The organism is Avibacterium paragallinarum, from assembly GCF_900450705.1.
Taxonomy (GTDB): domain Bacteria; phylum Pseudomonadota; class Gammaproteobacteria; order Enterobacterales; family Pasteurellaceae; genus Avibacterium; species Avibacterium paragallinarum.
In genome coordinates this window covers 846,447-864,305 of the sequence record NZ_UGHK01000002.1, presented here as the reverse complement: position 1 = coordinate 864,305, position 17,859 = coordinate 846,447, and the positions used below count along the sequence as shown (strand labels likewise).

The following is a 17,859-nucleotide window of genomic DNA, read 5'->3' as shown; positions in this document are numbered from 1 at the left end:
AACAGACCGCACTTTCACTTGCCAGCATTTCATTTGATTGCTTCGGTGAAAATTGTGAAAAGGAAAAATAGCGAAAAGGAAAGAATAATGAATGAAAAATTACTTGATATTTTAGCCTGCCCAATTTGTCAAGGACGCTTGAAATATCATAAAGAAAACAACCAGTTAATTTGCACTTTTAAACAAGTGGCATATCCCATCGAAAACGGCATTCCCGTTTTATTAGCCGAGCGAGCCATTCCCTTAAACCCTACGGAGAACGCACAATGACCGCATTTAGTGTAATTATTCCCGCCCGCTTTGCTTCTAGCCGTTTACCTGGCAAGCCATTGGCTGAGATCGCGGGCAAGCCAATGATTGCTCACGTTTGGCAACGAGCAAAACAATCGGGAGCAAATCGTGTGGTGGTGGCGACAGATAATAACGCGGTTGCTGATGCCGTGCGTGCCTTTGGTGGCGAAGTCTGTATGACCTCTGCTAGCCACAACTCAGGGACTGAGCGTTTAGCCGAAGTGGTGGAAAAATTAGCCCTGCCCGATGATGAAATTGTGGTGAATATTCAAGGTGATGAGCCCTTGATCCCACCTGTGATCGTGCAACAAGTGGCAGATAATCTGGCAAATAATGGGGTAAAAATGGCAACCCTTGCTGTGCCATTAAATGAGGCGGAAGAGTTGTTTAACCCGAACGTGGTGAAAGTGGTGGCAGATAAAACGGGCAGCGTGCTGTATTTTTCCCGAGCGGCGATCCCTTGGAATCGCGACCAGTTTGCGGGCTTATCGGACGCACAAAAAACGCAACTAACCTTGCAAACTCCGTATTTACGCCATATTGGGATCTATGCCTACCGAGCAGGGTTTATCAAACAATATACCCAATGGCAGCCTACCGCGTTGGAAAATATCGAATCTTTAGAACAACTTAGAGTGTTGTGGTATGGGGAAAAAATTCATATCGACATCGCCAAAGAAATCCCCACTGTTGGCGTGGATACGCCTGAAGATCTGGAAAAAGTGCGGTCAATTTTTGCGATAGATTTTTCTGCGTAGCGTTATGATACGCTGAATAATCTGTATAGCGTTATGCAATGCCAAATGAGCAGTATGGCGTTTATTTATCAGAGCCACTTTGTAGCTCTTTTTGTTCTCGCAGAGTTTGGGATAAATTCACCTCGCACGGTTTAGTAAAATGAAATAGTCAAAATACGCCATATGGATTATATGGCGTTTATTTCTCTGAGCCTCGTTGCGATTTTCTGCTTTAACTGAATGGGGCTAATAACCCTCGTCCCCCGTGCAAGGCAATAAAAGTGCGGTGGTTTTTTCGCCTGTTTTTGTTTACTCCACTTGAATGGCGTAGTCTGCTAATTTTGGCACTTGTTTGATTAAGCCTTGTTGTTGCATAAATGTTGCCATTTTTTCATAGCGAACATTATCCAACGCACTTGGGCGTAAGACTAAGCGAGGCAGGGTATCTCGCCAAGCTAAGCGGTTGAGTTCGTTATCCAGATCTTTAGGTTTGTAGCTGATAAAGGCTTGCCAGCTTTGCTCTGGGTGATTTAACACATACACCGTTGCCTGTTCAAGTGCGGTCAAAAAAGCACGCAGTTTTTGCGGTGAAAGGCGGTTTTTATTGGCGATGAGAATTAACTCGTCATACAACGGCACGCTGTGTTCTTCGGGGTAAAAAGCACGTCCTGGTTTTTTCTCCATATCCATTTGATTAAGCTCAAAATTGCGGAAAGCCCCGATCACCGCGTCCACTTGACCGCTAAACAAAGCGGGCGATAAAGACCAATTTACATTCACCAATTCCACATCAGACAAAGAAAGTTGCACCGAATTAAGCATTGCTTTCAACAAGGCATCTTCAAAGCCACTGACGGAATAGCCGATTTTTTTGCCTTTCAGATCGCTGAGTTGCTGAATATTGCTACTTTCTAGCACCACAAGGCTATTGAGTGGGGTGGAAATCAGCGTGCCGACACGCACTAAAGGCAACCCTTCGGCGACTTGCACTTGTAATTGCGGTTGATAATCTACGGCTAAATCCGCTTGCCCAGCAGCGATGAGCTTCGGTGGCATTGAGGGATCGGCTGGTTCAACGATTTCCACCTCTAAATCATTGGCAGCAAAAAAGCCTTTTTGCTGTGCCACGATAATGGCAGCGTGATCGGGATTGACAAACCAATCAAGCAATAAGGTCAGTTTTTCTTTGCTCTGTGCGGTTGCACTGAGGGTGAAGGCTAAAATAAAGTTGAGTAAATGGCATAGTTTTTTCATTTTTTCTCCTAACGTAAATGCGATGCCCAAGGGATAGCACGGCGTAAAAACCGATCTACCGCGAAATACAGCAATAATGCGATGGCGATCAGAATAAATAACGCCGCAAACATTAAACTAATTTGAACGTGTGCATTGGCTTGTAACATTAAATAGCCCAAGCCTTGTGATGAGCCGACCCATTCCCCCACAATCGCTCCAATCGGTGCAACGGTAACGGCGATGCGTAAGCCTGAAGCGAGAGCAGGCAGAGCGGCGGGTAAGCGTACGCGGAAGAGCTGTTGCCAAGAGCTGATCCCGAAAGATTGTGCTTGCTCCAGCCATTGTTTCGGCGTGTTGCGTAAGCCGTCGTAACAGGCAGCGGTAACGGGAAAGTAAATAATCAAAATGGTCATTGCGATTTTTGACGCAATGCCATAGCCGAACCATAAAACGAGCAACGGGGCGATGGCGAACACAGGAATAGCTTGTGAGGCGATGAAGATCGGCAATAAAAAGGCGGATAGGGTGGCGGAGGAAGCCAGCAAAAGGGCAGAACTTAACCCAAAGAGAAAGCCCAGCACCAAGCCTAATACTATTTCCCACAGGGTAACTTTGGCGTGCAAAAATAATAATGCCCATTGCGAAGTCAATTCTTGCGTTACTGAAATGGGATCGGGGAGCAAATAATGTGGAATGTGAAAAAGGGTGATTGCCCCTTGCCAACACAGGGCAAAGCAAAGAGTGATCGCGAAAAATCGCACAAGATCTTTGTAACAAAACATTAATCACGCTCCATTAATTGTTCGAATAAAGATTGTTGTAATTGCCAAAGGGCTTGTTGTTCAAAGCGTCTTGGTGGCTGACCTTGCGGGATAATTGGCGGAGAAAGTTGCACGGGTTGCTGATGTAAAATATAAATTTTATCCGCTAAAAACAGGGCTTCTTGCGGATCGTGCGTAATCAGCAGCACGGTTTTATCGCCCAACAGTTGGTGAGAAAGTTGTTGTAATTGCAAGCGAGTTACCGCATCTAGGGCGGAGAATGGCTCGTCCATTAAAATAATGTCCGCCTCTTGCATTAGAGTGCGAGCCAAGGCGACACGTTGGCGTTGCCCGCCAGAAAGTTGGTAGCAAGGTTTGTGTAAATGTGCTTCCATTTTGACCGCACTTAATAAAGTGCGGGCTTTTTTTTCGCTATTTTTTGTTTTGCATTGGGTTAAATGTTGGTAGAGCTGCACATTATCCAAAATGGACAGCCAAGGATAAAGACTATCTTGCTGAGCGAGCCACGCGACTTTACCTTGACACTGAATGCGACCCGCCGAAATGGCTTGGGTTTCTAGCCCTGCAATGGCTCGCAATAAGGTGGATTTCCCGATGCCCGACGCACCCAATAATGCCACCCATTCCCCTTGTTTCACAGAAAAATGGAAATGCTCAAACAGCGGTTGATTATCGAAATGCAAACCGAGATCACGAATTTCAATCGCATTCATCATTTTTAACGCATCAGGTTAAAAAAGGGAACACAATAAGGAAATGGCGAGGGAAGAATGGAGAAAAAAGAATAAGTATTTTGCATTGTTAGTTTCCTACGTCAGTATTAACTGTATCAGGTTCACGGGTATCATCTCAGCTTAACAGCACCCCGACTAATGTTCCTCAGTGTATAAAAAAACCGTTTGCAATGCAAAAATAAAACCGTGATAGCGATCACAGTTTTGAACATTGGTTTTCGCGAATGAAAAAATGAAATTGATGAAAATCCCGCTGAAATGGTGTATGTTAGCCGCCATTATTGAACGCTACGCAAAGAAAAATGACTTTTAACCCTAAACAATTTCTGGCTAATGTGCCGCAATCGCCCGGTGTCTATCGAATGTATGACGCAAAGGATCAGGTGATCTATGTGGGCAAAGCGAAAGATTTAAAAAAACGCCTGTCGAGCTATTTCCGTCGCAATGTATCGAGCAAAAAAACGGAAGCCTTAGTGGCTGCGATTCATCGCATTGAAACCACCATCACTTCAAGCGAAACGGAAGCCTTGCTACTCGAGCATAACTACATCAAAACCTACCAGCCGCGTTATAACGTATTGTTGCGTGATGATAAATCTTACCCCTACATTCTTCTCACCAAAGAACGCCACCCCAGAATTACCGCTTACCGTGGTAGTAAGAAAATTCAGGGGGAATATTTTGGACCTTATCCCAATGTGGGGGCGGTGCGGGAAACTCTGTCATTATTACAAAAATTATTCCCCGTGCGACAATGTGAAAACTCGGTGTATCGCAACCGCTCACGCCCTTGTTTGCAATATCAAATTGAGCGTTGCTCCGCCCCTTGTGTAGCGGGCTATATTTCTGATGAGGATTACCAACAGCAAGTGAATTTCGCTCGTCTTTTTTTGCAAGGCAAGGATCAACAAGTGCTGGATCACCTTGTCGCCAAAATGGAACAAGCGAGCCAAGGGTTAAATTTTGAAGAGGCGGCACACATTCGTGATCAAATTCAAGCTGTGCGAGCGGTGATCGAAAAACAATTCGTCAGCAATGATCGTCTTGATGATATTGATATTATCGCCATTGCCTACCAACTGGGCATCGCTTGCGTACAAGTGCTGTTTATTCGACAAGGCAAGATTTTGGGCAACCGTAGTTATTTTCCAAAAGTGCCAGCCAATACGGATTTATCTGAACTCACCGCCACCTTTGTCGGACAGTTTTATTTACAGGCTCATCAAGGGCGAAGCGTGCCGAACAGCATTATTGTGGATCACAAACTCGCGGAAAAAGCCCAGCTAGAAAGCCTGTTATCAGAGCAAGCGGGGCGAAAAGTGCAGATTCAAGACAGTGCCAAAGGGGAAAAAAGTAAGTATTTGCAATTGGCACAAATGAACGTTCAAGCGGCGTTGGTTACTCAACTGAAACAATCCACGCTGATTAATGAACGTTATCAAGCGTTGCAAGATTTGCTCGGCATTGAAAAAATCCAACGAATGGAATGTTTTGACATCAGCCACACAATGGGTGAACAAACCATCGCTTCTTGCGTGGTGTTTAATCAAGATGGGCCGCTAAAATCCGATTATCGCCGTTTTAATATTACGGGCATCACGGGCGGCGATGATTATGCGGCAATGGAACAAGCTTTGTTAAAGCGTTACGATAAAGATCTTGAGCCAGAAAAAATCCCCGATGTGATTTTCATTGACGGCGGCAAAGGACAGCTTAACCGTGCCTTGCAAGTGTTCCAACAGCTCAAGGTAAAATGGGACAAAAAACGACCGCACTTAATTGGTGTGGCGAAGGGTGTGGATCGCCGTGCAGGCCTAGAAACACTTATCATCAGCAAGCAAGATCGCGAAATTAATTTACCGCCGGATAGCCTTGCCTTGCATTTAATTCAGCATATCCGTGACGAAAGTCATAATCACGCCATTAGCGGACACCGCAAAAAACGGCAAAAAGCCTTCACCCAAAGTGGATTAGAAACCATTGAAGGGGTGGGGGCTAAACGTCGTCAAGCCCTATTGAAATACCTTGGTGGAATGCAAGGCGTGAAAAAAGCGAGCCTTGATGAAATTGCATCTGTTCCTAGCATTTCTCAATCTCTTGCAGAAAAAATTTTTGAAACAATGCGAGGGGATTAAAAAATTTTCATCATAGTATTACCGCTCTATAAAGCGGTAATATTGAGATTATTCTTGCGCTGTCTTTTTGGTTCGACTTTTTTTCCATTTCCAAAAGAGAAATAGTGCAATACTTGCAATGATGAGATAAATAACGAGTTGTCCTTTTTGAATTTGGGCGTGTAACCACTCTAAATTGCTCGCACCAAAATGCCCAAGATAAACCCAAATAGGGACAGAAATAATGGCAGCACAGAAATCAATAAACACAAAGCGGATAAAACTGACACGACGGGTAATGCCTGAAACCATATAAATAGGGGCTCTAAGTCCAGGCAAAAAACGTGCCGTGAATAGAACACGGTTGCCATATTTATCAAACTGGGAACGCACCATTTGCAGACGCTTTAATGTGAGGATTTTGCGGATTGGACGGAAACGTAGAATTTTTACGCCATAAATACGCCCCAACCAATACATAGTGCTATCACCAAGTAATACGCCAAACATACTGACTATCAGCATAATATGTGGATTTGTGTAGCCTAAACCAGAAATTACTCCCCCTGAAACAAGCGTGATATCCTCGGGGATTGGCACACCAAAGCCACAGATAATTAAAACAAATAAAACAGCTAAATAACCATAGTCAGTAAAAAAGTTAATTAAAAATTCCATATCAAATCCGCATTGATTTTGTTAGAGAATTGAAGTTCAACATTCTGATTATTGTAACTTTTTTTGTGAAAATAGCCATTAAAAATATATAAGTATAGAAACAAAGGGATTTCCATTTGCCTTATATTGACATATTTATTATAATTCGCCGTCTTAAAGTTTTCTTTAAGCTTGATTTTGTGGAATTGCTGGGTCGCCTGCAATTTTTTCGATTAACTTTTATATTAAGAGAATACAATTATGTCATTCAAATTTAACGCTGAAGTGCGTACTACGCAAGGTAAGGGTGCGAGCCGCCGCCTGCGTCATAATGGGCAAATCCCTGCGATTGTTTATGGTGGGAAAGAGGAACCTATTTCAATTACCTTAAGACACGATGAGGTGAATAATGCACAAGTTCACGAGACTTTTTATTCTGAGGTAATTACTCTTGTGATCGATGGAAAAGAAGTGGCAGTAAAAGTGCAAGCAATGCAACGCCACCCATTCAAACCAAAATTGGTTCACGTTGATTTCAAACGCGTATAATTTTTGGTATCAGAATTAAATTATATTTAATTTATCTGTATCTTAGGCTGAATTTATTTTCTTAACTAAGATGCAGATTTTTTTTATCTAATTTTCATTAAATTATCAGAAGTAATATGGGGCTATTTTAGCTTTACCAATCACGGCGATTTGGTGAAAATGAAGTTATTTTTAATGAGTTAAGCTATTTTCTTTTGTATAAAAACTGACATTTTTTATAAAAATCCCTTCTTTATCGCAAAAAAACATAAAAATCTCTTGCCCCCCCCCCCCCCCCCGAAATTGGTATAAATAGCATTCCTTTTTACTTATTTCTTTCATTTAAGAGGATTTTTCAATGAAAAAACTTAAACTTGTCACTTTAATCGCCTCGAGCTTGGCTTTTGCTTCAAATATGGCGTTTGCCGAAACGAATAATGGTGGTGCTGTGGGAACGGTAACCATTAATGGTGAAGTAGTTGATGCTACTTGTACTGTGGAAGGTACGAGTGGGGCAGATGTAACTGTAACATTACCAAAAGTGTCTAAATCACTTTTAGCTTCTCAAGGACAAACTGCGGGAGATACTACTTTTACCATTAAACTTAAGGATTGTTCTCCTAATACAGGCACGGTAAGAACTTATTTCTATAACAATGAAACAAATGTGAGTGCTAATGGACGTTTAATTAACCAAGATTCTAGTGGTTCTAAAGCAGGTAATGTAACTATTCAATTAGCAAATTTAGATGGTAGTGCAATTGATATTACCAAAGATGTTAGTGGACAAGGAGTTGCTGAAGATTCAATTTCAGGCGGTAAGGCAACTCTTTCCTATCTCGCTCGTTATTATGCAGAAGGACAATCAACGGCAGGTAAAGTAAAAGGCGTTGTGAAATATATGATTGCCTACCAATAATAAATCACGGTTTATTTTGCTTTTTATTTATCGGGCAATATTGCCCGATTTTTCTCTCATAACTAATGATTAACTCTATGCTTAAAAAATTTCTTTTACTCATCATTGGCTTATTCGCTTTTCCTTGTTTTGCTAATGTTGTGATTACAGGAACGCGAGTGATTTATCCTGCAAATCAAAGTAGTATTACCGTTCAATTAACGAATGTCGGAGAAAATCCTGCATTAGTGCAGGCTTGGATTGACAATGGTGATCCTAATCTTGCTCCTGAAAAAATTAAAACGCCTTTTGTGATAACGCCTCCTTTAGCTCGTATTGATGGAAAAAAAGGGCAAATTTTAAGAGTCAGCTATACGGGAGAACCTTTACCGAATGATAGGGAATCTCTCTTTTATTTTAATTTGCTTGATATTCCACCAAATCCTAAAAACAGCGAACAAAACTATCTGCAAATTGCGTTACGTTCTCGTTTGAAGCTATTTTTCCGTCCAATTGGGTTAAGTTTATCGCCTTTTGATGCTTATGAAAAAGTGCAGTGGACGATTAAAGGAAATCAGTTATTGGTGAATAACCCGACATCCTATTACATTAATTACAGCACGATTGAATTAACGCAAGGTAAAGCTAAACAAAAAATTGAAGCGGTGATGTTAAGTCCGTTTTCTCAAGAGAAGCTTTCGCTTAATCGCAAATTTTCAGGCAAAACAATACTGAATTGGAATGCGATTAATGATTATGGCGGTAAAACCAGTGGCAATCTCACCTTAAATTAAGTTTATTACCTATTTAACTAGAAAATTAAGGAAGTGAGAATGATTAAACCGCACTTACAATCTCGTTTTAAACCGAGTTTACTTTCGCTGTTGCTACTGCAGAGTTTTTCTTTTGCCTATGCTGGCGAATATGCCGAGTTTGAACCATTGCTTTTGTATCAGAATCAAGATACGCAATCTGTTGATCTTTCTCGCTTTAATTATGGTAATCCTGTGCCAGCAGGACGTTATATTGCAGATGTATATCTTAATAATAAATTACGAGGTCGAACAGAACTCCAATTTGTTCAGCTTCAAGGTCAAAATAATGTGGTGCTTTGTGCAGATTCAAACTTACTAAACCTGCTAGATTTGAAAGAAACGGCTTTTTCTACTAAGCGTTTTGAGGGGGATTGTCCCGCATTTGATGAGCGAGTAACCGTTGCTAAAAGTCATTTTGATTTTGGCGAGCTACGTTTAGATGTAGATATTCCACAGGCATTTATTATGCAACGCCCTCGTGGCTATATTTCACCTTTGCAATGGCAACAAGGAACCCCCGTTGCTTTTGTACGTTATGACGCAAATTATTATCGCTACCAGTATGGAGATCAACATTCTCAACAAATCTATTTGGGGTTAAATGCGGGGGTAAATTTGCTTGGGTGGTCAATTCGTCATCGAGGATCAATGAGCTGGGCAGAGCAAAAGAAAGCTCCTTATCAATCTATTTCAACCTATGCTCAACGAGAAATTGCTGCATTACGTGGACAATTCATTATCGGCGATTTTTATACAAATGGTGTATTAATGGATAGTATCGCTATTCGTGGGGTGCAATTGTCTTCAGATGACCGAATGTTAGCAACATCAATTCGAGGTTATGCTCCTACTATTCGAGGGGTGGCAAACAGTAATGCTGTTGTCAAAGTTACACAAAATGGTACGTTATTGCGTGAAGTGAATGTGCCTGCGGGAGCCTTTGAGATTGATGATTTGTTTCCTACTGGTTATGGAGGAGACTTGCAAGTTGAGGTTTTGGAATCTAATGGGAAAAAACAAACCTTTAGTGTACCTTATACGGCTACAGCTCAGCTTCTTCGTCCCGGTTATAGCCGTTATCAATTAGCTGTAGGCCGCTATCGTTATGCAAATCATATTTTTAAAGAGAATGTGGCACAAGGTAGTTGGCAATATGGTTTAAATAATTTTATTACGCTCAATTTGGGAACAACGTTAGCGAAAAATTATCATTCAGAATTGATTGGTGTGGCATTAAATAGTGCTATCGGGGCGTTTGCTGCCAATGCGACCTTTTCAAATGCCTATTTTACCCAGTTGCAACAGCGATATCGAGGTTATAACGTTTCTTTTAGTTATAACACAAAATTTGAACCAACAAACACCAATGTAACGTTGGCAAATTATCGTTACCTTTCACGTAATTATTATGGTTTACAAGATGTGATCTTTTCTAATAGCCCTGATAAATCCTCTGTACGTGTTATGACGGAGAATAATAGTTATCGACCTAAAAATCATCTATAGCTTGCTATTAATCAAATTTTTAATGAGAAATGGGGAAGTGCGTACTTCTCTGTGAGCCGTTATAGCTATTGGGGATCAAATCGTAAGCAAAATGAATTTCAATTTGGTTATGGTAATCGTTTTAAACGACTTAATTACAATTTTTCTATTTCACAAACTCAGAACAGTCTTAATCAACGTGAACGTCGCTTTTATTTAAGTTTATCTATGTCTTTGGGAAATGATAGTGATGTCTATGTGTCGCAAACTTTAAATTTGGGTGAAAATAATGCAATGACAAGTCACACCTCACTATCTGGCACTATAGGGGAAGAACGTAATTATAACTATGGTGTTTCGTTTAGTCGCACTAAGCAAGAGGGCAAAGAAACACAAAGTATTTCTATCAATAATAGCTATTCAACATTCTTTGCGCGTTTAAATGGATCTTATAGCCGTAATAATCAGGGGGGAACGCAGGTTTCACTTGGTATGTCTGGGGCTGTAGTGGCTCATCCTAAAGGCATTACTCTCGCTAACGATCTTGGTGATACCTTTGCAATTATTCACGCTGATGGGGCGAGAGGAGCAAAAATTAGTGGTTCTATAGGTAACCAAATTGATTATTTTGGTAATGGCATTGTGCCTTATGCAACACCTTATAGCATCAACCATATTGGGCTAGAGTCATTGCCAGATAATGTTGAACTTAGTGCAACAGAACAGCAAATTATTCCAAAAGCCAATCAGGCAGTACTCGTTAATTTTGCTACAAAGGTGGGGACAGTGGTTTATTTTGAAATTCAAAATAATGAGAGTTTTCCACCTATGGGAACGGAAGTATTTGATCAAGAAAATAATCCTGTAGGAATTGTGGCTCAGGGGGGCAAGATTTACAGTCGAGGTATCCCTCGCACAGGGAAATTAAATATACATTGGGGAGAAAAACGTTGTATTGCAGATTATCAAGTACCAAAAATGAAAGATGACAAACCGATTGTTGTCCCTATTCAATGCCAATTTTATTGAGGAAAATATGAAAAAAATTATTGTATATGGTTGCTGGTTATTCTTTTTTATGTTGTGGGGAATAAAAAACGTTTTTGCCTCGGGAACGATTTATGTTGATGGTATAGCGATTGGTGTTCCCAGTGATAGATTTAATAGGCCAAATAGTATGGTAGAAAATACCATTTCAGATATTTTTGTTGGGACACCAAACCCACAAGGCAATACGGGAGCAATTTATTTGAGTGGTAGGGTTCCTTTTAAACAGCTTTGTAATAATACGAATGCAGATTATGGAGGATGGCATTATGTGGAGGTTAAATTTCATCCTTATAGCGGTAGTTTAGATTCCTATTTTGATACTACATTATTTGTGGATACACGAGAAATTGAAGGCACAGAACTTGGTCAGCTTGTGAAAGGAAATTGGGGATTTAGTCATATTTATTTTAATGTGAAGCTGACATTAAAAGATGATGTTTATTATAAAATGTCGGAACAAACTATTTCACCTGATAATAAGATAATGATAATGACAATGTTTTGTAGAAATACTAACATACGAGGAAATTTTTCTGATCAAGCTCAGTTTCATAATAAATTTACTGCCTTTCGGGTAAAGGTAAATAAATCAATTGATTTTTCACTTAATCGAACTTGTACGATTGTTGATCAGCAACAAATAGTTAATCTAAGAACAGTCTTGCTCAAAGATCTCGAGCCAACAAATAGTTTAGTTAAGGGAGGAAACTTTAATATTAAGCTAGATTGTAACTTAGCAAAAGCGAATAGTGCCTATATTAGCTTTGCAGATGGATTGGTTCCAACCCAAATAGAAAAGGATTTTCTGGTAACACAGCGTAATAATACAATCATTCGGGATATCGGAATGAAAATAAAAGACAGTGAAGATGGGCAGTTTCTAAAATTTAATAACTTACCTAAAAATAAGGGGCTGTCCTAGATAACAACTAAAAAATCTATTTAGGTTAGAATGAACCAATGAGAAAAAGTCGTCTAAGTCAGCACAAACAAAATAAACTCATTGAGCTATTTGTTGCAGGTGTTACTGCAAGGACAGCAGCAGAGTTAGTCAATGTAAACAAAACGACTGCCGCATATTACTTTCATCGTTTATGCCAACTCATCTATCAAAACAGCCTTCACTTAGAGATGTTTGAAGGTGAAATTGAAGCCGATGAAAGTTATTTTGGCGGTGCTCGCAAAGGCAAACGTGGTCGTGGTGCGGCAGGGAAAATTGCGGTATTCGGGCTTCTCAAGCGCAATGGCAAGGTTTATACCGTTGCGGTTCCAAATACGCAATCTGCCACCTTGTTACCCATTATTCGGGAGCAGGTAAAGCCTGATAGTATTGTTTACACCGATAATTATCGTAGTTATGACGTGCTTGATGTGAGTGAATTTAGTCATTTTCGTATCAATCACAGCACACATTTTGCTGAAAATCATAACCACATTAACGGAATTGAGAATTTTTGAAGCCAAGCAAAACGCCATTTACGCAAATTTAATGGTATCCCAAAAGCGCATTTTGAGCTTTATTTAAAGGAATGTGAATGGCGTTTTAATTACAGCAACATAAAAAGTCAAATTTCTATTTTAAAACAATTGGTTAAAGGGAGTTTAGTCTAGTTATCTAGGACAGCCCCAAAAGAAATCCTGAGAAAAACACATAAAGTTTACAACATATTGATTATATTATCATTTATGTATTCTGTTTACTTTATAAGAAATTGGCACTAACTACACAGTTAAATAAATTTACTGTGTAGTTCTCACAGATGATAAAGTGAGAAAAAACATAGCTAACCTATGATGGAGTAGAGCTAATCAGCGATAACCCAACATACCGCCTATTAAAGCTGGAAGCAGAAGAAGCAAATAGCCTTATCGTTATTGGGCAAGTAGTGCGTGGCTATCGTGATTTTTAGGCATAATCCTCACAAAAATAAGCCAGATTTCACCTAAACGCATCAAAGACCATAAATTTAACCAAAAAATAAAGGCGATTTCACCTGAAATCGCCTTGCCTAGTCTTTATTGTCATTTTTAGATTTTTTAAACTTGTTTTAAACATCTTTCAAAAGCTACCTAAAACCCGATCACTTTTATGCAAAAAATAATCCAATTTTTACCCATTTTCCACCATTTCTGCCCATTTTCTTATTTTGCATAAAACCAACGCCCCAACCGTAACAATCCCAATAACCACAAGCCCTCCCGCAATTTTTTACCCCAAATTTTTTTCCTTTACTTTATGCAAATATTGTTACTACCCCATATATCCTAAAAATTGCCGCTATTTTTACTTAAATCTTGCTAGACAAGCCATTCTGAATCCGTTACAAATACTCATCGTTAATTAAAAAACAAAAGTGCGGCGCAAATTCCGCAAATTTTTACGAGGTAACAATGAAAAAATTATCAGGTGCGGAAATGGTTGTGCAATCTTTGCGTGATCAGGGCGTAAAATTTGTCTTTGGCTACCCCGGTGGCTCGGTATTGGATATTTATGATGCTATCCACACATTAGGCGGCATTGAGCATATTTTGGTACGCCACGAACAAGCGGCAGTGCATATGGCTGACGGCTATGCTCGTGCCACTGGGGAAGTGGGCTGCGTGTTAGTCACATCAGGGCCGGGGGCAACCAATGCGATTACTGGTATTGCCACCGCGTATATGGATTCTGTCCCTCTGGTTGTAATTTCAGGGCAGGTAATGTCTGGCTTAATCGGTAGTGATGCGTTCCAAGAATGCGATATGATGGGGATCTCTCGTCCTGTGGTGAAACACAGCTTTTTAGTAAAGCGAGCAGAAGATTTGCCTGAAATTATCAAAAAAGCCTTTTATATTGCCTCCACAGGTCGCCCAGGGCCTGTGGTGATTGATTTACCGAAAGATGTGGTAAATCCAGCTAATAAATATACTTATACCTATCCGCAAGAAATCAGCTTGCGTTCTTATAACCCGACAGTGCAAGGGCATAAAGGGCAGATCAAAAAAGCGTTGAAAGCCTTATTGGTGGTGAAAAAGCCCGTGCTTTTCATTGGTGGTGGGGCGATCACGGCAAACTGTAGTGAACAAATTCACCAATTTGCGAAACAATTAAATCTACCTGTTACCTCTTCCTTAATGGGGCTAGGTGCATTTCCAAGCACGGATAAACAGTTCTTAGGAATGTTAGGAATGCACGGCACATACGAAGCGAATAATGCAATGCACCACAGTGATTTGATCTTTGCTATTGGCGTGCGTTTTGATGATCGCACCACCAATAATTTGGAAAAATATTGCCCGAATGCCAAGGTGGTGCATATTGATATTGATCCAACGTCCATTTCTAAAAATGTGCCAGCGGCGATCCCGATTGTGGGCAGTGCAGAAAATGTGTTAAATGAAATGTTAGCTTTATTGGAAGAAGATAACTTAGCCAAATCTCAAGCGGATCTGAGTGATTGGTGGAAACAAATTGATGAATGGAAAGCAGTAAAATGCTTGGATTTTGATCGCAATAGTGGCGTGATTAAACCCCAGCAAGTGATCGAAACAGTTTACCGTTTAACCAAAGGTCAGGCTTATGTGGCATCTGATGTGGGACAGCATCAAATGTTTGCAGCGTTGCATTATCCTTTTGATCAGCCTCGCCATTGGATTAACTCAGGCGGGCTTGGCACAATGGGCTTTGGCTTGCCGGCTGCGTTAGGCGTGAAACTGGCTCACCCAGAGGCAACGGTGGTGTGTGTAACGGGGGACGGCAGTATTCAAATGAATATTCAAGAACTTTCCACTGCACAACAATACGGCATTCCTGTAGTGATCATCAGCCTTAATAACCGTTTCTTAGGAATGGTGAAACAATGGCAGGATTTAATTTATTCAGGGCGTCATTCGCACTCATATATGGATTCACTGCCTGATTTTGTGAAATTAGCCGAATCTTATGGACACGTCGGCATTCAAATTGATCACCCTGAAGAATTGGAAGAAAAACTGGCACAGGCTTTTGCTATTAAAGATAAATTAGTGTTTGTTGATATTAAAGTGGATGAAACCGAACACGTTTATCCAATGCAAGTGCGTGGCGGTGCGATGAATGAAATGATTTTAACTAAACCGGAGAAAGCCTAATGCGTAGAATTTTATCAGTGTTATTAGAAAATGAATCGGGGGCGTTATCCCGCGTAGTGGGCTTATTCTCTCAACGTGCCTTTAATATTGAAAGCCTAACGGTTGCTCCCACTGATGATCCTACGCTTTCGCGTATGACTATCGAAGCTTACGGCGATGAGCAAGTGTTAGAGCAAATTGAAAAGCAACTACATAAGCTAGTGGACGTGTTTAAAGTAATAAGCCTAAGCGATTGTGAACACGTTGAACGCGAAGTGATGTTGGTGAAAGTGCGTGCACAAGGCAGTTCCCGTGATGAGTTAAAACGCTTGGCAGAAATCTTCCGTGGGCAAATTGTGGACGTAACCACCAAATCCTACACTATTCAATTAGTGGGAACGAAAGACAAACTTGATGCTTTTGTGAAAGCATTAAAAGAAGAAAGTTCACTGATTGAAATTGTTCGTTCAGGCTTAATCAGCCTTTCACGTGGCGAGAAAAATTGTTTGTAGGAATAGAGTAGCAAAGCAGTAAAAATAAAGTGCGGTGGTTTGATCTGCACCCCAAAAGTTGGACTAAATAACCAACTGATTAAGGTGCAGATTTTTTATGACTAAATATACTCAACGTTTCAAACAACAAGTGCTCGACTTTTATCATCAAAATGGAAAAAACCGTTCGCTTACTCGCCAGTATTTTCAGCTTCCCCAAAGCACGTTAGCACGTTGGATTGCGAAATTTAATCATAATGGAATCAATGGATTAGCTGTGTTAGGTAAAAAACGATGTTATTCTGTTGAGTTTAAATTAAAGGTTATTCAAGCTATCAAAAAAGGCCAGTGCTCCGCTGAAGCCGCCTGCTTTCGCTTTGATATCCCCAGTTCAGGGATAATTAGTCAATGGTTGCAACGCTTTGAAAAACAAGGTATAGATGGGTTATTACTCAAACCTAAAGGTCGTCCAAGTATGAAACTCAACTCACCTAAAATGCCACCAACGCCCAAAACAGAAGAAGAACGCTTGCGTTACCGAATTTTGGAATTAGAAGCGGAGAATGCAATGCTAAAAAAGTTGCAGGAACTCAACCAACAAAAAATGCAGAAAAAGCCGTCATCGTAAATGCCTTACGCTCGCGTTTCCCGTTGGAATTGTTACTCAGGCTAATCGGATTGGCACGCAGTTCGTTCTTTTATCATCTCAAGCCAAAGTCGGATAAAAATGTAGCGATTTCACAGAAAATAGAGGAAATTTATCGCAAAAATGACGAAAATTATGGTTATCGTCGAATTACCTTGGAATTAAGGAAATACTTGATTATCAACCACAAAAGGGGGCAAGCGATAATGCAACGTTTGGGGTTAAAAGGAAAAAGTAAGCAGAAAAAATATCGTTCTTACCAAGGCAAAGTGGGACACATTGCCGATAATCTGTTGCAACGGGATTTTACGGCAACGATGCCGAATGAGAAGTGGGTAACGGATATCACCGAGTTCAAATGTGCGGAAGGCAAAGTGTATTTATCGCCGATTAAAGACTTGTTTAATAACGAAATTATTGCTTATGATGTGGCGAGAAGTCCGAATTTTGAGCAGATAACCAGAATGCTGACCCAGGCGGTGAACCGATTAGCGGGGGAAAAACCGATACTGCATTCCGACCAAGGATGGCAGTATCAAATGATGGGTTATCGGGAGATATTGAAAAAACACGGTATTACGCAAAGTATGTCGAGAAAAGGCAAGGGGCTGTCCTAGATAACAACTAAAAAATCTATTTAGGTTAGAATGAACCAATGAGAAAAAGTCGTCTAAGTCAGCACAAACAAAATAAACTCATTGAGCTATTTGTTGCAGGTGTTACTGCAAGGACAGCAGCAGAGTTAGTCAATGTAAACAAAACGACTGCCGCATATTACTTTCATCGTTTACGCCAACTCATCTATCAAAACAGCCTTCACTTAGAGATGTTTGAAGGTGAAATTGAAGCCGATGAAAGTTATTTTGGCGGTGCTCGCAAAGGCAAACGTGGTCGTGGTGCGGCAGGGAAAATTGCGGTATTCGGGCTTCTCAAGCGCAATGGCAAGGTTTATACCGTTGCGGTTCCAAATACGCAATCTGCCACCTTGTTACCCATTATTCGGGAGCAGGTAAAGCCTGATAGTATTGTTTACACCGATAATTATCGTAGTTATGACGTGCTTGATGTGAGTGAATTTAGTCATTTTCGTATCAATCACAGCACACATTTTGCTGAAAATCATAACCACATTAACGGAATTGAGAATTTTTGGAGCCAAGCAAAACGCCATTTACGCAAATTTAATGGTATCCCAAAAGCGCATTTTGAGCTTTATTTAAAGGAATGTGAATGGCGTTTTAATTACAGCAACATAAAAAGTCAAATTTCTATTTTAAAACAATTGGTTAAAGGGAGTTTAGTCTAG

The 17,859-nt window shown here is 40.4% G+C and carries 16 protein-coding genes, 3 pseudogenes and 1 riboswitch; of the genes and pseudogenes, 14 read left to right on the top strand and 5 right to left on the bottom strand.

What is annotated here, in order from left to right:
* Window positions 1-87 precede the first annotated feature (87 nt).
* Entirely contained in the window at window positions 88-270 is a 183-nt protein-coding gene (locus DXZ23_RS09000) for a Trm112 family protein (RefSeq protein WP_017805720.1), read from the top strand.
* Window positions 267-1,049 (top strand): 3-deoxy-manno-octulosonate cytidylyltransferase, encoded by a 783-nt coding sequence (gene kdsB, locus DXZ23_RS08995; protein ID WP_017805719.1) that lies wholly within the window; start codon window positions 267-269, stop codon window positions 1,047-1,049. The genes DXZ23_RS09000 and kdsB overlap by 4 nt, the downstream gene beginning before the upstream one ends.
* Window positions 1,050-1,337: 288 nt before the next feature.
* On the opposite strand, the gene DXZ23_RS08990 is transcribed toward kdsB, so the two are convergent.
* Genes DXZ23_RS08990 through DXZ23_RS08980 form a run of 3 tightly spaced genes read right to left on the bottom strand, consistent with a single transcriptional unit; the run spans window position 1,338 to window position 3,759 of the window.
* Complete coding sequence (locus DXZ23_RS08990) at window positions 1,338-2,282, bottom strand: ABC transporter substrate-binding protein (RefSeq protein WP_017805718.1); 945 nt, start codon at window positions 2,280-2,282, stop codon at window positions 1,338-1,340.
* A gap of 8 nt (window positions 2,283-2,290) precedes the next feature.
* Window positions 2,291-3,046: an ABC transporter permease gene (locus DXZ23_RS08985; protein ID WP_017805717.1), complete on the bottom strand. Its 756-nt coding sequence runs from the start codon at window positions 3,044-3,046 to the stop codon at window positions 2,291-2,293.
* Window positions 3,046-3,759 (bottom strand): ABC transporter ATP-binding protein, encoded by a 714-nt coding sequence (locus DXZ23_RS08980; protein WP_035695912.1) that lies wholly within the window; start codon window positions 3,757-3,759, stop codon window positions 3,046-3,048. The genes DXZ23_RS08985 and DXZ23_RS08980 overlap by 1 nt, the downstream gene beginning before the upstream one ends.
* Before the next feature lie 76 nt (window positions 3,760-3,835).
* A riboswitch (TPP riboswitch) is annotated at window positions 3,836-3,924 on the bottom strand.
* Window positions 3,925-4,082: 158 nt separating this feature from the next.
* On the opposite strand from DXZ23_RS08980, the gene uvrC reads away from it, so the two are divergent.
* Window positions 4,083-5,915, top strand: coding sequence for an excinuclease ABC subunit UvrC (uvrC, locus tag DXZ23_RS08975; RefSeq protein ID WP_017805715.1), 1,833 nt, complete (start codon window positions 4,083-4,085; stop codon window positions 5,913-5,915).
* Between the two features lie 48 nt (window positions 5,916-5,963).
* Here the strand turns inward: uvrC and DXZ23_RS08970 are convergent, their stop codons facing one another.
* The gene (locus tag DXZ23_RS08970; RefSeq protein ID WP_017805714.1) at window positions 5,964-6,572 is read right to left on the bottom strand and encodes a DedA family protein; all 609 of its coding nucleotides are present in this window, start codon (window positions 6,570-6,572) and stop codon (window positions 5,964-5,966) included.
* A 240-nt stretch (window positions 6,573-6,812) separates the two neighbouring features.
* Here DXZ23_RS08970 and rplY point away from each other — a divergent pair, with 240 nt between their 5' ends.
* Window positions 6,813-7,100 carry a 50S ribosomal protein L25 gene (gene rplY, locus DXZ23_RS08960; RefSeq protein WP_017805712.1) on the top strand — a complete coding sequence of 96 codons (288 nt, stop codon included), beginning with the start codon at window positions 6,813-6,815 and terminating at the stop codon, window positions 7,098-7,100.
* 171 nt (window positions 7,101-7,271) lie between these two features.
* Here rplY and DXZ23_RS15450 read toward each other — a convergent pair whose 3' ends face one another.
* Window positions 7,272-7,421: a hypothetical protein gene (locus tag DXZ23_RS15450; RefSeq protein WP_172457187.1), complete on the bottom strand. Its 150-nt coding sequence runs from the start codon at window positions 7,419-7,421 to the stop codon at window positions 7,272-7,274.
* A gap of 16 nt (window positions 7,422-7,437) precedes the next feature.
* Between DXZ23_RS15450 and DXZ23_RS08955 the strand changes: the two genes are divergently transcribed.
* The 10 genes and pseudogenes from DXZ23_RS08955 to DXZ23_RS08910 all read left to right on the top strand — a co-directional run bounded on the left by DXZ23_RS08955 (window position 7,438) and on the right by DXZ23_RS08910 (window position 17,859).
* Window positions 7,438-7,998, top strand: coding sequence for a fimbrial protein (locus tag DXZ23_RS08955; protein ID WP_017805710.1), 561 nt, complete (start codon window positions 7,438-7,440; stop codon window positions 7,996-7,998).
* Window positions 7,999-8,075: 77 nt separating this feature from the next.
* Window positions 8,076-8,771: a fimbrial biogenesis chaperone gene (locus tag DXZ23_RS08950; RefSeq protein WP_017805709.1), complete on the top strand. Its 696-nt coding sequence runs from the start codon at window positions 8,076-8,078 to the stop codon at window positions 8,769-8,771.
* Between the two features lie 39 nt (window positions 8,772-8,810).
* Window positions 8,811-11,033, top strand: a pseudogene (locus DXZ23_RS08945) (fimbria/pilus outer membrane usher protein); the annotation flags it as partial.
* 21 nt (window positions 11,034-11,054) lie between these two features.
* On the top strand, window positions 11,055-11,306 hold the full coding sequence (locus DXZ23_RS15915) for a FimD/PapC C-terminal domain-containing protein (RefSeq protein WP_256593733.1): 252 nt from the start codon (window positions 11,055-11,057) through the stop codon (window positions 11,304-11,306).
* A 7-nt stretch (window positions 11,307-11,313) separates the two neighbouring features.
* The gene (locus DXZ23_RS08940; protein WP_017805935.1) at window positions 11,314-12,249 is read left to right on the top strand and encodes a fimbrial protein; all 936 of its coding nucleotides are present in this window, start codon (window positions 11,314-11,316) and stop codon (window positions 12,247-12,249) included.
* Between the two features lie 38 nt (window positions 12,250-12,287).
* Window positions 12,288-12,938 (top strand): annotated as a pseudogene (locus tag DXZ23_RS08935) (IS1595-like element ISHpa1 family transposase).
* Window positions 12,939-13,718: 780 nt separating this feature from the next.
* On the top strand, window positions 13,719-15,437 hold the full coding sequence (locus tag DXZ23_RS08925) for an acetolactate synthase 3 large subunit (RefSeq protein WP_017805704.1): 1,719 nt from the start codon (window positions 13,719-13,721) through the stop codon (window positions 15,435-15,437).
* Entirely contained in the window at window positions 15,437-15,928 is a 492-nt protein-coding gene (gene ilvN, locus DXZ23_RS08920; RefSeq protein WP_017805703.1) for an acetolactate synthase small subunit, read from the top strand. The genes DXZ23_RS08925 and ilvN overlap by 1 nt, the downstream gene beginning before the upstream one ends.
* Before the next feature lie 97 nt (window positions 15,929-16,025).
* Window positions 16,026-17,164 (top strand): annotated as a pseudogene (locus DXZ23_RS08915) (IS3 family transposase); the annotation flags it as partial.
* A 44-nt stretch (window positions 17,165-17,208) separates the two neighbouring features.
* The gene (locus tag DXZ23_RS08910; protein ID WP_017805306.1) at window positions 17,209-17,859 is read left to right on the top strand and encodes an IS1595-like element ISHpa1 family transposase; all 651 of its coding nucleotides are present in this window, start codon (window positions 17,209-17,211) and stop codon (window positions 17,857-17,859) included.